General features: G+C 36.5%; 11 protein-coding genes, 1 rRNA gene and 1 pseudogene. 5 read left to right on the top strand and 8 right to left on the bottom strand.

The genetic code is table 11. The features are described 5' to 3' along the window. Together OPR24_RS00740 and OPR24_RS00735 are read left to right on the top strand one after the other, a co-directional pair. The gene (locus OPR24_RS00740; protein ID WP_265033435.1) at positions 1 to 2,046 is read left to right on the top strand and encodes a hypothetical protein; all 2,046 of its coding nucleotides are present in this window, start codon (positions 1 to 3) and stop codon (positions 2,044 to 2,046) included. Further along, positions 2,037 to 3,002, top strand: a complete 966-nt coding sequence (locus OPR24_RS00735; RefSeq protein ID WP_265033957.1) for an RluA family pseudouridine synthase — start codon at positions 2,037 to 2,039, stop codon at positions 3,000 to 3,002. The genes OPR24_RS00740 and OPR24_RS00735 overlap by 10 nt, the downstream gene beginning before the upstream one ends. 131 nt (positions 3,003 to 3,133) lie before the next feature. Here the strand turns inward: OPR24_RS00735 and OPR24_RS00725 are convergent. Both OPR24_RS00725 and OPR24_RS00720 read right to left on the bottom strand, forming a co-directional pair. Then, a pseudogene (locus tag OPR24_RS00725) lies at positions 3,134 to 3,962 on the bottom strand (EndoU domain-containing protein). A 58-nt stretch (positions 3,963 to 4,020) separates the two neighbouring features. Then, positions 4,021 to 5,208 (bottom strand): phosphoglycerate kinase, encoded by a 1,188-nt coding sequence (locus OPR24_RS00720; protein WP_265033430.1) that lies wholly within the window; start codon positions 5,206 to 5,208, stop codon positions 4,021 to 4,023. Between the two features lie 441 nt (positions 5,209 to 5,649). Here OPR24_RS00720 and lepB point away from each other — a divergent pair, with 441 nt between their 5' ends. Then, the gene (gene lepB / locus OPR24_RS00715; protein ID WP_265033428.1) at positions 5,650 to 6,396 is read left to right on the top strand and encodes a signal peptidase I; all 747 of its coding nucleotides are present in this window, start codon (positions 5,650 to 5,652) and stop codon (positions 6,394 to 6,396) included. Between the two features lie 3 nt (positions 6,397 to 6,399). On the opposite strand, the gene hscA is transcribed toward lepB, so the two are convergent. The 4 genes from hscA to iscU are packed head-to-tail and all read right to left on the bottom strand — an operon-like array spanning position 6,400 to position 9,384. Next, positions 6,400 to 8,148 carry a Fe-S protein assembly chaperone HscA gene (gene hscA / locus OPR24_RS00710; protein WP_265033427.1) on the bottom strand — a complete coding sequence of 583 codons (1,749 nt, stop codon included), beginning with the start codon at positions 8,146 to 8,148 and terminating at the stop codon, positions 6,400 to 6,402. Then, positions 8,126 to 8,584 (bottom strand): iron-sulfur cluster co-chaperone HscB C-terminal domain-containing protein, encoded by a 459-nt coding sequence (locus tag OPR24_RS00705; RefSeq protein ID WP_265033426.1) that lies wholly within the window; start codon positions 8,582 to 8,584, stop codon positions 8,126 to 8,128. Before OPR24_RS00705 ends, hscA begins: the two co-directional genes overlap by 23 nt. Beyond that, positions 8,577 to 8,981: a HesB/IscA family protein gene (locus tag OPR24_RS00700; RefSeq protein ID WP_265033424.1), complete on the bottom strand. Its 405-nt coding sequence runs from the start codon at positions 8,979 to 8,981 to the stop codon at positions 8,577 to 8,579. The genes OPR24_RS00705 and OPR24_RS00700 overlap by 8 nt, the downstream gene beginning before the upstream one ends. A 10-nt stretch (positions 8,982 to 8,991) precedes the next feature. Further along, positions 8,992 to 9,384: a Fe-S cluster assembly scaffold IscU gene (gene iscU / locus OPR24_RS00695; RefSeq protein WP_096617533.1), complete on the bottom strand. Its 393-nt coding sequence runs from the start codon at positions 9,382 to 9,384 to the stop codon at positions 8,992 to 8,994. Between the two features lie 192 nt (positions 9,385 to 9,576). Here iscU and ftsY point away from each other — a divergent pair, with 192 nt between their 5' ends. Next, positions 9,577 to 10,488 carry a signal recognition particle-docking protein FtsY gene (gene ftsY / locus OPR24_RS00690; protein ID WP_265033421.1) on the top strand — a complete coding sequence of 304 codons (912 nt, stop codon included), beginning with the start codon at positions 9,577 to 9,579 and terminating at the stop codon, positions 10,486 to 10,488. Here the strand turns inward: ftsY and radA are convergent. Together radA and OPR24_RS00680 are read right to left on the bottom strand one after the other, a co-directional pair. After that, positions 10,475 to 11,818, bottom strand: a complete 1,344-nt coding sequence (radA, locus tag OPR24_RS00685; RefSeq protein ID WP_265033419.1) for a DNA repair protein RadA — start codon at positions 11,816 to 11,818, stop codon at positions 10,475 to 10,477. The two genes, ftsY and radA, sit on opposite strands and share 14 nt — an antisense overlap. A gap of 850 nt (positions 11,819 to 12,668) precedes the next feature. Continuing rightward, positions 12,669 to 13,283, bottom strand: coding sequence for a hypothetical protein (locus OPR24_RS00680; protein ID WP_253309859.1), 615 nt, complete (start codon positions 13,281 to 13,283; stop codon positions 12,669 to 12,671). 153 nt (positions 13,284 to 13,436) lie between these two features. Between OPR24_RS00680 and OPR24_RS00675 the strand changes: the two genes are divergently transcribed. Then, positions 13,437 to 14,940, top strand: a 16S ribosomal RNA gene (locus tag OPR24_RS00675). The last annotated feature ends 46 nt before the right edge of the window (positions 14,941 to 14,986 follow it).

The following is a 14,986-nucleotide window of genomic DNA, read 5'->3' as shown; positions in this document are numbered from 1 at the left end:
ATGTATTCAGGTACTCAAGAAGGAAATTCTTTAAACCTCAACCTAACTCACGATCATAATGTAGCCAGAATAAATGATGCCATTGGTTTTCTCCCTAAAGCATGGAGTGCAGCAAAAAAATATTCTGTAAATAATACCCTATCTATAGCAGCCGTGAATACTTGGCTTCAATTTTCTCTAGCCTACGTAACTGCAATGATAATAACCCTTAACGATTTAAGCTTTATTGCTACTTTTAACCCAACATTAATGCCAACTTACTTTCTGGTTTCTGTTATTCTTGGAGTAGTTTTATTAACCTCTCTTGCTCTAAGATATATATACAAGCAAGAAATAAAAAATGAGAAATCAAAAGATGGTGATAGCCCAATAGATATAAAAATTCGAGGTGGAAAAAGTAATGAAATAAATGAGATTGCCCAAAATGCATTAACAATAGAAATTGTTCCTGATTTGGTCGATAAAAAGCAAGGTTTTTCAATAGTTTTACCAATCTCTAAAAGACAGGGAGAAATATTGGAAAACAAAAGACAAGAGAATAGAAATAAAGTTATTTTGCTTACTGTGCCATATGTGCTGAGCGGTCTGATTGTAGTTGGTGCATTGATACAAAATAAATTTAGCTTTGCCAATGTTCATGGTTGGGAAGAATGGACTTTCATTGCATTCGTGAGTGCTGTCTTCATTGCTGGAATATGTATAGCATTGAGTAAAAGTAATGAAGTAAATAACGCATGCAATATTGTTAAAAAATTCGATAACTTAGATATTCTACTCCCATGTAGAAAAGGTATTGTTGTGTCGGTAATGGAGAATAAATTTGAAAGTAAAGAGGAGAATGATCCTATATCTCGATTGATAAAATTACTTGATAAGCGCCTAACTCATTTGGTCAATGAAGTTTGTTACCTGTTTGACAACAGTCTTTTAAAGCCTGCAAATATTAAAATTGAGAAAACGCTTGATGGCATAAGAAAGGATATTGAGACTTTACTGAATAATTTAAAAGAAAGCATACAACAAAATGTAGACGGAGTAGAAGCAACTGCAAATGAAGCGATAATTCAATATCTGGAAGATATTGACAAAAGTGTTGATGAGTTATGTAAGGGAGTTGGCAAGGATGTACAAAAAAAATTGGATAAGATAAGTATAAAAGATTTAGTAAATAATCTAAGTAGATTGGCAGAGACTCTCGAAGATAGAATATCTAGACTTAAACCTGGAGCCCGTATGGGATTATCCGGAGCGACTTTTGTAGATGAAAGATTACCTAATGCACCTGGAGGAAGAGAAAACGACCAGTTACCTCAAGATGAACAGACAAGTAGTGATGAAGTACCTAATGCACCTGGAGGAAGAGAAAACGACCAGTTACCTCAAGATGAACAGACAAGTAGTGATGAAGTACCTAATGCACCTGGAGGAAGAGAAAACGACCAGTTACCTCAAGATGAACAGACAAGTAGTGATGAAGTACCTAATGCACAACGAGTGTATTGGAAAAAAGGAGTAAAAGAGATAGGGCAGCTAAAAAAGAAAATAAAAGCATTGGAGAGGGTATTAAAAAAAAAGGAAAATAATCAAAACCAACCTGGTAGTGGTAATAGCTCTTCTAGTTCTGAAAGCGTGGATAGTATTACTAATCTACTGGAGAAACAAAGAAATGTATTGCGTAAGGAAAATAAAGACTTGAAATTACAACAAGAAATAAAAGACTTGCAAGAAGAGAACGCCAAGTTAAAGAAAAAATCTCCTGAGCAAGAAGAAATAAATAAGTGGCAGAAAAGTATAAATGGCAACCCAAGTGAATTTTTACATTACATACTAGAATCTATTAAGCTGGAAGAAAAAGGTGGTAAAGGAGAAAAGATTGGTGAAGCAACATTATGGAATTTTGATAACAAGATAATAATTCACTGGAAAGATGGCTCTCAAACAACTTGCCATATTAAAAAACAAGGTGATCTTCCTAGTACAAAAGTTGATTTCGTAAATCAAAATATTCAAGCAGCATGGGAAATGGCGCGGGGTAAATCACTATAGATCACTCAGTAATAACCTTAAGTGTTAATAATGATAAAGAGAAATTAAGGTTAGACACCTATATAGCTGGAAAATGCAATATATCACGCAGTAAAGCGCAAAGATTGATACAGAATGAGCAGGTGAAATTACTTGGCACACCGATAATTAATAATGACCATATAGTAAAACCAGATGAAGAGTATGTGGTGCATCTCGTTCAACCTGACATATCCACATCAATTGAGCCTAATTATGACATAAAACTTGATATCGTCTATGAAGATGAGGACATTATAGTTCTGAGTAAACAAAGTGGATTAACAGTGCACCCAGGTGCTGGGACAAACAATGATACGCTCTTAAATGCAGTTATCGCTCACCTTGATGTAAGACCAAGAATTGTTCATAGACTCGATAAAGATACCAGTGGGCTGATGGTCATTGCAAAAAATGAGGAAGCCCATGGTTTTTTGTCTGAGTTGTTATCAAATCGTAAAGTAAAGCGGGAATACTTAGCAGTAATTTGGGGAATATTATCTTCTCAGCAAGGCACGATAAAAACTAACATTGCTCCCAAACGCGGTAATAAAGAAATGATGTGTGTAACAAAAATCACAGGCAAATTAGCAATCACTCACTACTTAGTGCAAAAAGTTATAGGACAAGCAAGCCTGGTTAAATGCACTTTAGAAACAGGCAGAACACACCAAATTCGAGTCCACATGAGCCACATAGGACATTCCATAGTTGGTGATCAAGTTTACGGAAAAAATAGTAGTAAAAGCACAAAATATGCTAAAAACTCTAGTTTCATTCATAATTTCAATAGGCAAGCACTACATGCTTATACACTGGGCTTATACCACCCAAAAAGTAAGGAATACATGGAATTTGTCTCTGATTTACCGCAAGATATAAAAACTTTAATTGGTGAGTTTGAAAATATACCTAAGAAAGGTTTACCTGATTTTTGAAGTGTAAACCGACAATTTGAAAAACCGTCATTCCGCTATTAGTTAGCGGATGAGATACCGCGGGTGTTGCTTGGGTCAGCATAAATTGGCTATAACATTTTTATCATTTGTTCACCCTATTGGTTTTGAAATTAAGATTTATTGCAACTACAATTAGTACTCTTATCATCACATTTTGGTGTTAAGTCGGGATAGAACGTGAGTATAGCATCATTCTTTCTTACAAACACTGATTGATAATTGTCATCTTCCATTTCATATAGGCACATTCCATCTTTTCCTAATTCCTTGAACGCCTTAGTTGCAGAAATTAAAATATCATCGGCATGAAGGTTATATGCGTATCCATTTGGGCATTTAACTTTCAACTTCCCCATCCTTACCCAAATATTTCATTCCAAATGTATAAACTGGTGGCTTAATATCTGATTTATTGCATAGGGATTTATCATTCCAAATTGCACCTGCCCATTTATCTTCTTGAGCTTCAACATATCTACCTACAAAATGCATATCACCTAATTTATCGTTTGGCTCACCACAAAAAATATGTCCAAACCCTATAGTTTCTTTTTCACTTCCACTATTTGTAAACCAAATGTTAGCCAGTTCATCTTTAAATAACTCCAAATCCGCATCTGGCGTAATCACTTGATGATCAAGCTTATCATATATTCCTTTCACTACTTCTTGATGCTGCGGACAACTAAGTAAAATTTTGAAATCTTCTTTATCTGGATGTGCTCCCCAATCTCCACAAACTTTCAACACTCCTCTATCGAAGTCAGTTAATTCTGGAAACGGTGGTATATAACCTGGTTGTGAACTGAAAAATGGTTCAAAATTGACCTTAACATTTTCTTCTACATAGCCGGTGTGAAAATAATGATCCTTAATATAAAAAATCAATCCTATTATTGGTATTATTAAACATAAAATTAGTTTAACTGTCTTCGACATAATCACGTTCACAAAAAAGCTAGCCTGTAAGAAACAATTTAAAAAAGTTTTAATCTAATCATTTTTGCAGAGCAGCAACTCCTGGCATTTCATCACCACCCAGCCAACTTAAAAACGCTCCTCCACCAGTGGAAACACATGTAAAATCCTTATCGGTAAGGCCTGCAGCGCTTACTGCAGATAGACTATCACCTCCTCCTATTATGCTGGTTAACTTTCCTTTGTACGTTAAGTCACTTACGACTTTCATTACCCCTATTGTACCACTTGCAAAAGCTGAATGTTCAAAAACACCAATAGGTCCATTCCACAGCAGAGTCTTACTGCTTGCTATTATACTGCTTATTGTACTCAAAGTTTGTGGTCCGATATCCAAAATTATATCACCGTCCAAAATGGACTCAGTTCTTCTTGAAATACTAGTGCTGTAATCAGAGTTTACTGCAACCAGAACGTCTTCTGGCACAACTATTTTGCAATTGTTTTTATTTGCTGTTTCAACAATATTATGTAGAAGGTCGTCAACACCATTTTGAAAGAAAGATTTTCCTATATTTACTTTGCTAAATAACAAAAAATTATTAGCAATTGCACCTCCGAGAAGTAGGTAATCAACCTTTTCTGTTAGCTTTATAAGCATTTTTATCTTAGTTGACATTTTGGCTCCCCCAACTATCGCAGTAATAGGTTTAGCTTTAAACGATACAGCTTTTTCAAGATACTTTAGCTCATCTTGTAAGCAAAATCCCGCGTAGGAAGGTAAAAACTCTGTAATGCGTGAAATAGAAGCGTGAGCTCTGTGAGAGCAAGAAAATGCATCATTTACATATATATCCGCTAGAGATGCTAGTTGTTTGGCAAAATTTGAGTCACTCTGCTCTTCCTCTTTATAAAATCTTAGATTCTCTAGTAATATTATATCTCTTGCATCCATAGCACTCACTGCTTTTTGCACTTTTTCACCAACGCAATCATCAATGAATTTCACTTTTTTATTTAGTAACTGCGATAAAGTGTCAATTACATTTTTTAGCGACAGATTATTGTCTCTGGCCTTTGGGCGTCCGAAATGCGATATAATAATAATCTTTGCACTTGCATTCACTAAATACTCAATAGTAGGCAATGCTCTCAAAATACGAGTGACGTCACGAATTTCTCCATCTTTTATAGGAACATTGAAGTCAACTCTGAGTAAGACGGTTTTATTGTGAAGATCACAATTTTCTATACTAGGTATATTCATTGTAAAACTAAAGCTATAAAGCCACTATACAGCAGTTTGACCTAAAGTAAAGTTTTAAGTTTACGAACATTTAAGGAAATTTGCATCCAGATGGTGTCATGAAAATAGCTGACACTGGTTCACTCTATAATGGTGTCATCCAAGTAGCCGACACTGGGATCCAGGTTGCTTACAAGCAAATTAGCATAGAAAGTGGTTACAACGTTTTCGATGAGATTGCAGAAACCAGTGTCAGCCTACTTTCATCTGCCACCTGCAAATTGCAATGTTCGTACGGTTATGTGTCACGCTACTTGGATGACACCGTTGAAAGAAATGAACCGCCTTTTCAAAATTGTTTTGAATAGAGGAATAACATTCACAAGTAAAATTTCATATTACCATTTTTTAATTTATGTATTATAATAAGCTTAATCTATAAGAAAAACAAAGTTGGAAAAGTTGGAAGAACTAAGCAAAAACTGGGTGATAAGAACGGGAAGATTTTTATCTTCATTGTTTTTTTTACTGTTGATTGCGCTATCAATACGTAGTTTTTTATTTGAGCCATTTCATATACCTTCTGGTTCAATGAAAAGCACCCTACTTGAAGGGGATTACATTTTTACTAGTAAATATTCATACGGTTACAGTAAACACTCATTTCCATTTTCTCCAAACATTTTTAGCGGCAGGATTTTTTATACCCTTCCAAAGCGTGGCGACATAGTAGTTTTCAAACCCACAAGAAATGACAGCATCAGGTTTGTTAAGCGAGTAATAGGAACACCAGGTGACAAAGTGCAAATGATAGAGGGAGAATTATACCTAAATGATCAGAAAGTAGAGCGAAGGCAAATTGAAAGTTTTTTTGATTATGAGTCAAATCGTAACATACCAAGATATATAGAAACGCTTTTAAGTGGCAAGGAGCATGAGATTTTGATAGATAACATTTCTAATAAGCTATCATATAACACTCCGGTTTATTATGTACCTAACGATCAATTTTTTGTTATGGGAGACAATAGAAATAATTCTTTGGATAGCAGGTTTCCTGAAGTTGGTTTTGTACCAATGGAAAATATCATTGGGCGTGTAAGTATAGTTGGTTTATCGTTTAAATTGGGGAAGTTCGATTGGTTACCATTTAATTTCAGGTTACCTGTTGCTCTGAGATTTGACAGGATATTGCATAAAGTTGTGTAAACTCTACCTATCTGTTAATTCACATAATTCTAAAGCAGAACTTTCTAACTCAGCGATAGCGTTGTTAATTTCATTCAAGTCATTGCCTTGTAAAGCGTTTTTTGCGTTTTGTAATAGGTTTTTCAACTTTTGATCAGTGGAAACATTTTCAACTAGATGTATGAGCTTGTTACCGTTAATTTTAGCCTCTGCAAGGGAACGAGCCTTCATATCTTCATCAAAGCTGTTTATTGACTGGTTAACCATATTTTGAACATCAGCTTCACTCAAGCCAAAATTTGAATTTACTTCAACTGTCTGCTCAATTCCAGTAGCTTTTTCTCTTGCAGTAACAGTCAAGATCCCGTCAACGTTAACTGTAAATTCTATTTCAATTCTTGCAGAACCTGCAGGCAGTGGCGGTATACCTTTTAGTTCAAACTGCGCTAGAGATTTGTTATCCTCTATCATTTCACGTTCTCCCTGACAAACGTGAATTTTCATTGCTGGTTGCCCATCAACATAAGTTGTAAACTCTTTTATCTCTGAAACTGGTAGTGGTGTATTTCTTGGTATGATTTTTTCAACTATGCCTCCCATAGTTTCTATGCCAAGTGATAAAGGTAGAACATCAAGGAGAACAGAATGAGCCTGCAAAGCTGCTCCAATGACCACTGCTTTATCTGGATCTGCGTCACTTAGTACTTTATTTCCAAAGAGCTTGACTAGTGAATTTTGAACCAATGGTGTTCTAGTTGCACCACCAACTAAAATTACTCCTTTTATATCATCAATTTTAAGATCTATGTCGCTTATAGTACGAGTGACTATATTGATAGTCTTATTAACTAAAGGACTTATTGCCTGTTCGAACTTCTCTCTAGTTATTTCACATTCAAATGGCTTGCCGTTAATGTTAAAGCCAAAAGTGCCTGATGCATTTTCACTTAAGTATTCTTTCGCGGTACGGATATTACAGGTTCCAGCGTTATGTGTTGGAATGACATTAAGGTGTGTTGTCGACTCCTTGTTTAAACCTACTTTTTCTCTATACTTATCAAGTACAATTGAACTTAGTAGGTGATCAAAATCATCACCGCCGAGTTTGGTATCACCACCAACCGCAAGGACTTGAAACACTCCTTGATGTAATTTCAATATTGAAATATCAAATGTTCCTCCACCAAGGTCATAAACTGCATATATTCCACTGTTATTGTTCTTTTCAATGGAGTAAGAAAGCGCTGCAGCGGTTGGCTCGTTAACGAGGCGAAGAACTTCTATGCCAGCTAATTTTGCTGCATATTTAGTTGCGTTACGTGCTGAATCGTCAAAGTAAGCTGGCACAGTAATTACTGCTTTTTTCACTTTTATCCCTGTGGATTTTTTTACCCTCTCGCATAAAGCTTTTAATATCTCAGCAGAAATCTCAACAGGAGTAAGATACTTCTCCTCTGAGCATTTTACTCTAATAACTTTTTCACTTTCGTTATCTATTTCAAAATTGAGGCCTTCTTTATTTAATTCTTCAACACTTTCACCCATTAAACGCTTTATTGAGTAGATTGCATTTTGACTGACGTCACAGCCAGTTTTCAATGTATTATTTTCATACGAAATAACAGAAGGCAGTAGCTCTCTTCCCTGCTCATCTTTAAATATCTCCACGTTGCCAGCTTTATTTACCATAGCAATTAAAGAGTTAGTAGTGCCAAGATCTATACCAAAAACTACCTCATTTGAACTTGGTTCAGAAATTTGAATTGGCTGCATTTTTCTTCATCTCCTCAAGTGACTTATACAAATATTTCAATCTTAAAACCTGTGTAGCAGCTCCATCAAAATTCTTTACAGCAAAAGTGTTAATTAGGTTTTTAACGCAATCTTTTATTTTTTCATCAACCATCCTACTTGCAAATTGTAGATCATCGCAGTCCAGCAAATATTCTCTTATTTCCATTGATTCATTTAATATTTCAGAATTTGGATGATCCTTTGGGCTTTCCACACCAAAAAGATTCAACAAATGCTTGGCACGTTCTAGTGGTGACTTTAGCACTTGATAAGCTTTGTTAATATTAATTATATTTTTAGATTGTCCTTCGTTTATATCAGTCCTGCTTAGCTCAATATATTTTTTCTCTAACTCATCAAAGCTGATATTGAAAGTTGGTTCAATTTCAAACAATGCAAAATATTTGCTAGACATGAAAACTCTCTCCACAACCACATTTTCCTTTCTCATTAGGATTTTTGAAAACAAAACCCGATGAAAATTTTTCTTCTACATAATCCATTTCAGAGCCAAGAATAAACATGACGGATTTTGGATCGATCAACACTTTAACTTTTTGGCCATCACTACAGTTTTCCTCAATTATCGACTCTAAAGGACGAGTATCATACGCATATTCAATATCATATTTTAAACCAGAACATCCTTTTTGTTTAATTAGCACTCTTATTCCTATTGCTTCTTCCGGTTTCTCAAGGTTAGTATGCTTCTTTTGGTCCAATAAATACCTTATCCTCTCCACTGCATTTGCAGTTATAGTGATAAGTTTTTTATCTTTCTTTATAGCGTTTACTCCTTGATATTCACTCATGCTTTAGTTCTCAATGTCCACCTTTACTTTGTTTGCTTTGATAGTCATGAATAGCAGCCTTTATAGCATCTTCAGCAAGCACCGAACAGTGTATCTTCACTGGAGGTAAAGACAACTCTTCCACTATTTGAGTATTCTTTATCTGTGTTACATCTTCAATAGCTTTTCCTTTTATCATCTCTGTTAACAAGGAACTTGAAGCAATGGCAGAACCACAACCAAAAGTTTTAAATTTTGCATCTTCAATAACACCTTTGTCATTGACCTTTATCTGCAATTTCATTACATCACCGCACGATGGTGCACCAACTAGGCCAGTACCAACATTTGGATCATTTTTATCCAGAGAACCAACATTCCTTGGATTTTCGTAATGATCTAAAATTTTTTCATTATAACTCATAAAATTACCTATAAACCACTGTCCTACATTATAACATGTTTAGGTTAAAAACTAAAGTAAAATACACTAGCAAACGGTATATTTTGCTCACAAAATACCCGCAAAGTGAGTGCATTTTACTTTACAAATACACGTAGTGCGTGTCATTCTCTATATTGTAATTAAGTTTATAATTTTAAAAGGAATATTCCCTTGAGTTTGTTTAGTAATCTTTATAAAGGCTTGTTAAAAACCTCTTCTCGCTTTAGCGACGGGGTGAAAAGTATTTTTTCTGGCAAAAAAAAATTAGATCAGTCGCTTTTGGATGAGCTAGAAGAATTGCTAATTAGCATGGATATTGGTCATAAAACTTCTAAGTTGATTATCGATAGGCTCGCAAGCATCAAATTTGACAAGGAAGTTGAGCATAATATCATCACACAGCAGTTAATGAACGAAATAGAAGCTATATTGAACCCTGTCGTGCAACCGTTAATTTTAAACAGAAAACCACACATAATAATGGTATGTGGAGTAAATGGTAATGGTAAAACCACAACTATAGGTAAGCTCGCATATAAATATAAGGAGATGGGAAAGTCCGTTATGCTTGTTGCATGCGATACATTTAGAGCTGCTGCTAGTGAACAATTAAACATTTGGGCAGAACGTTCTGATTGCTTGATTGTTACTGGAGAGCATGGTAGCGACTCTGCAAGTGTGGCATATAGAGCTGTAAGTCAAGCTATAAAAGATAACGTTGATGTTGTTCTAATTGACACAGCAGGAAGGCTGCAAAATAATGTGAACCTTATGGAGGAGTTATCAAAAATATATAGAACGATAAAGAAATTGGATGACACTGCCCCTCATGATGTTATTTTAGTTCTTGACGCAACTACCGGCCAAAATGCTTATAGCCAATTAGAGGCATTTAGTAAGATGGTTAGTGTTACAGGGTTAATCATAACAAAGCTAGATGGCACTGCTAAGGGCGGAGTAGTAATTGGACTTGCAGAAGCTTATAAGGTAAAGTTACATGCTATAGGAATTGGTGAAAGTATAGAGGACTTAAAGGAGTTTACTAGTAAAGAGTTTGCTGAAGCGTTATTTAATTGTAATTAAAAACTTCTCTTAATTCCCTTACGTGACCAAGCTTAATTATCTCAATATCATGAGAAGAGTAATTACCATTTTTAGGCATAATTGCTTTTTTGAATCCTAACTTTTGTGCTTCTTTTAGTCTAAGATCAGCATGCGAGACATTCCTAATTTCTCCAGAAAGTGCAACTTCACCGCAGATTATTGAAGAAGTTGGCAGCGGTAAATTTACTACACTTGAAATAAGGGAAGCAGCAACAGCAAGATCAGCCGATGGTTCCTGTATTTTCAATCCTCCAGCGATGTTTAGGTACACTTCTTTATCATGCAAAAACATTTTACAGCGAGCATTTAGCACCGCGATGATCATAGCCAATCGATTAATATCCCACCCAACTACTGCCCTTCTTGGGGTTGCCATATTAGTCCCTGCTATCAACGCTTGAACTTCCATTAAAATTGGTCTTGAACCTTCAATTCCTGCAAATACGGCGCTGCCAACTACTTCTCTGTCATGGGCCATCAGAAACAATGATGATGGATTATCAACAGGCACAAGTCCTGCTTCAGACATCTCAAAAACACCAATTTCATTTGCAGGACCAAATCTATTTTTAATAGTGCGTAAAATGCGATATTGATTACTATTTTCACCTTCAAAATATAATACCGTATCTACCATATGCTCCAAAGTTTTAGGTCCAGCTATTTGTCCATCCTTAGTTATATGACCAACTATTAAAAGAGAAACACCATATTGTTTCGCAAGAATGGTTAATTCATGGGCACAAGTACGAACCTGAGTTACAGTTCCTGGTGCCGATGTAATTCTGCTATCATACATTGTTTGTATAGAGTCAATTACTAAAAATTTAATACTTTTATTTTCCTTTATTGTTGCTACTACATCAGTTAAAGACACTGTAGATAAAAGCTTAATTTTAGGTTCATTTATCTTAAGACGCTTTGCTCTTAAACTCACCTGCTCTAAAGATTCCTCGCCGGATACATAAAGACATTCAAAAGAGGAAAGTTGCACAACATTAGCTGCAATTCTAAGCAAAAGGGTGGATTTTCCAATACCAGGTTCGCCTCCAATTAGAATGCTAGCACCTTGAACGATACCCCCACCAAAAACTCTATCTAATTCTTCTACTCCTGTTAGAAAACGATTTGGAGTGATAATTTCGCTACCCGATAACGTCTTTATTAAAATTGGCGCAGATATACTTCTTTTGCCCGTTTTTACTGCTATTTCTTCAACAACTGTATCCCAATTGTCACATGCAATGCACTTTCCTACCCACCTACCAGTGCTGTAACCACAGGATTGACATACATATACAGTTTTCATCAAAGCCAAAATTATTTTGTTGTAATTGTAATAAAAATTAGCTGAATAGGCGAAGTAAATCTAAACACTGAGTCTCACAAACGTTTTGGTGCGAAGATAATTGTCATAAGTTGTGCCATTTAAATTCATGCACAATAATTGCACGAACGCTTCCCTCTAGGATCCAAGTAGCCCATTCTCCTGTCATTCCAGTAGCATCCTTTTTTTGTCATCCCAGTGCTTGACACTGGGATCCAGTTCTTATTACCTGGTGTAAAATTAAGTTTCCTGGATTCCAGTGTCAAGCACTGGAATGACATCATAGGGGCCACTCGGATGACAAAGGAGGGCAGTGTCACGCGCTGCCCAGTTCATTTGGTTACAAACATTAAGAAATTTACCAAGCGAAAAAAAGGCAAAAGAAACCCTGGTCATTGTCTATTTTCAGTATTGGCGTTTTTTAAGTCTTAAATACTGCAATTTAGCTGCTTTTAAATGCAACTAACCTTAGCTACAAATATTTAAGAAATTTACCAGGCAGAAAAAAAGGCATAGAAAACCCGCAGTAGCTAGTTATTCACTCTCTATTTTAAAATTTGACGTTGGGTGATGTCTTGAACGCTTTATAAGCGCGTTTCAGCTTATGTAGGTGAAAACCTAGAAATTTTATAAAGACATACGGTGCACATAGTGCAAAAAATTAAACAATAGTACGCTAAATACAAGTTTTCTTGTCATTTTAATCTGCTGCAGAGATTGCGGAGTTAGATAAAATAGCTTCAGTATAATGATAAGGGTGCTGGCGGAGTTTGTCAAGTAGTTTTTCGTTTCTAACGGTTGTTGCCAAAAACTATACAAAAAGTCTAATGAGTTAACTTCCATATATCCTGAGTAGTTCTTGTGCATTAGCTTTGATTAGGATAGGGCATTTTCTGTCATTTAATAGGGAACGCAATATTTCAGTTGCACCTTTAATGTCGTTATTATGTATCTTTACTACAGCGATAGCTTCTTGGCTTGAATAAGGATACACTGCACTTGATTCTAAATTATCAATTTTATCTTTATTTATTTTTTCACCGTTGGAGTGAAGTAAGCTCATTACCTCTAAGTATTGTGCTAACTCACGCAAAACATTAGGAGCATCTTTATCATCTGCCAAATCATTATAAATAGATGCTGTGTTTGTTGGCATTGAATCTGAGATATGATTGAATGCGTGTTCAAAATTTGCTAAATACCCCCAATTTGAATCTATTTCTTCTAGTAGCGGCTTATTATCTTTTTTAAAGAATAATACTTCGTAAAACTTGTCACCCGCAGTTATAGATTGTTTTGTGTTATCAATGTTGCGCAATAAGTATAATGTGATGCCAACTAACATTGGTGCGAGTGCAAGCAGAAAGATGTATTTTTTCATGGTAATATTCCAAATAGTTATATATTTATACATTAATGCTTTTGATTTGCAAAAACATATTGACATAGTGATTATATCACATAATAATATTCTTAAAGTTGTTTGAATAGTTGGAGATTAAAATATTTCTAAAGTAGAAATAAAGACAGCAGTATTAAGCTAAATTATTTTTTGTCGGATTTATCCGATGTACCCTCAACCTTTTATAGGTTGAAGTCTAAATTTGAGAGTTTGATCCTGGCTCAGAATGAACGCTGGCGGTAGGCCTAACACATGCAAGTCGAACGGAGTTATATTGTAGCTTGCTATGGTATAACTTAGTGGCAGACGGGTGAGTAATATATAGGAATCTACCTAGTAGTACGGAATAATTGTTGGAAACGGCAACTAATACCGTATACGCCCTACGGGGGAAAAATTTATTGCTATTAGATGAGCCTATATTAGATTAGCTAGTTGGTGGAGTAATAGCCTACCAAGGCAATGATCTATAGCTGATCTGAGAGGATGATCAGCCACACTGGAACTGAGATACGGTCCAGACTCCTACGGGAGGCAGCAGTGGGGAATATTGGACAATGGGCGAAAGCCTGATCCAGCCATGCCGCATGAGTGAAGAAGGCCTTTGGGTTGTAAAGCTCTTTTAGTGAGGAAGATAATGACGGTACTCACAGAAGAAGTCCTGGCTAACTCCGTGCCAGCAGCCGCGGTAATACGGAGAGGGCTAGCGTTATTCGGAATTATTGGGCGTAAAGGGCGCGTAGGCTGGTTAGTAAGTTAAAAGTGAAATCCCGAGGCTTAACCTTGGAACTGCTTTTAAAACTGCTAATCTAGAGATTGAAAGAGGATAGAGGAATTCCTAGTGTAGAGGTGAAATTCGTAAATATTAGGAGGAACACCAGTGGCGAAGGCGTCTATCTGGTTCAAATCTGACGCTGAGGCGCGAAGGCGTGGGGAGCAAACAGGATTAGATACCCTGGTAGTCCACGCTGTAAACGATGAATGTTAAATATGGGAAGTTTACTTTCTGTATTACAGCTAACGCGTTAAACATTCCGCCTGGGGACTACGGTCGCAAGATTAAAACTCAAAGGAATTGACGGGGACCCGCACAAGCGGTGGAGCATGTGGTTTAATTCGATGCAACGCGAAAAACCTTACCACTCCTTGACATGGAAATTATACCTATTCGAAGGGATAGGGTCGGTTCGGCCGGATTTCACACAGGTGTTGCATGGCTGTCGTCAGCTCGTGTCGTGAGATGTTGGGTTAAGTCCCGCAACGAGCGCAACCCTCATCCTTAGTTACCATCAGGTAATGCTGGGGACTTTAAGGAAACTGCCAGTGATAAACTGGAGGAAGGTGGGGATGATGTCAAGTCATCATGGCCCTTATGGAGTGGGCTACACACGTGCTACAATGGTGGCTACAATGGGCTGCAAAGTCGCGAGGCTAAGCTAATCCCTTAAAAGCCATCTCAGTTCGGATTGTACTCTGCAACTCGAGTACATGAAGTTGGAATCGCTAGTAATCGTGGATCAGCATGCCACGGTGAATACGTTCTCGGGTCTTGTACACACTGCCCGTCACGCCATGGGAATTGGTTTCACTCGAAGCTAACGACCTAACCGCAAGGAGGGAGTTATTTAAAGTGGGATCGGTGACTGGGGTGAAGTCGTAACAAGGTAGCAGTAGGGGAATCTGCAGCTGGATTACCTCCTTAGGCTTTACGCATAACTTACCATTTTTAATGATGGTGTTGTTATGTG

Source organism: Wolbachia endosymbiont (group A) of Sicus ferrugineus, assembly GCF_947251515.1.
GTDB lineage: Bacteria > Pseudomonadota > Alphaproteobacteria > Rickettsiales > Anaplasmataceae > Wolbachia.
This window is presented reverse-complemented; position numbering and strand designations above follow the sequence as displayed.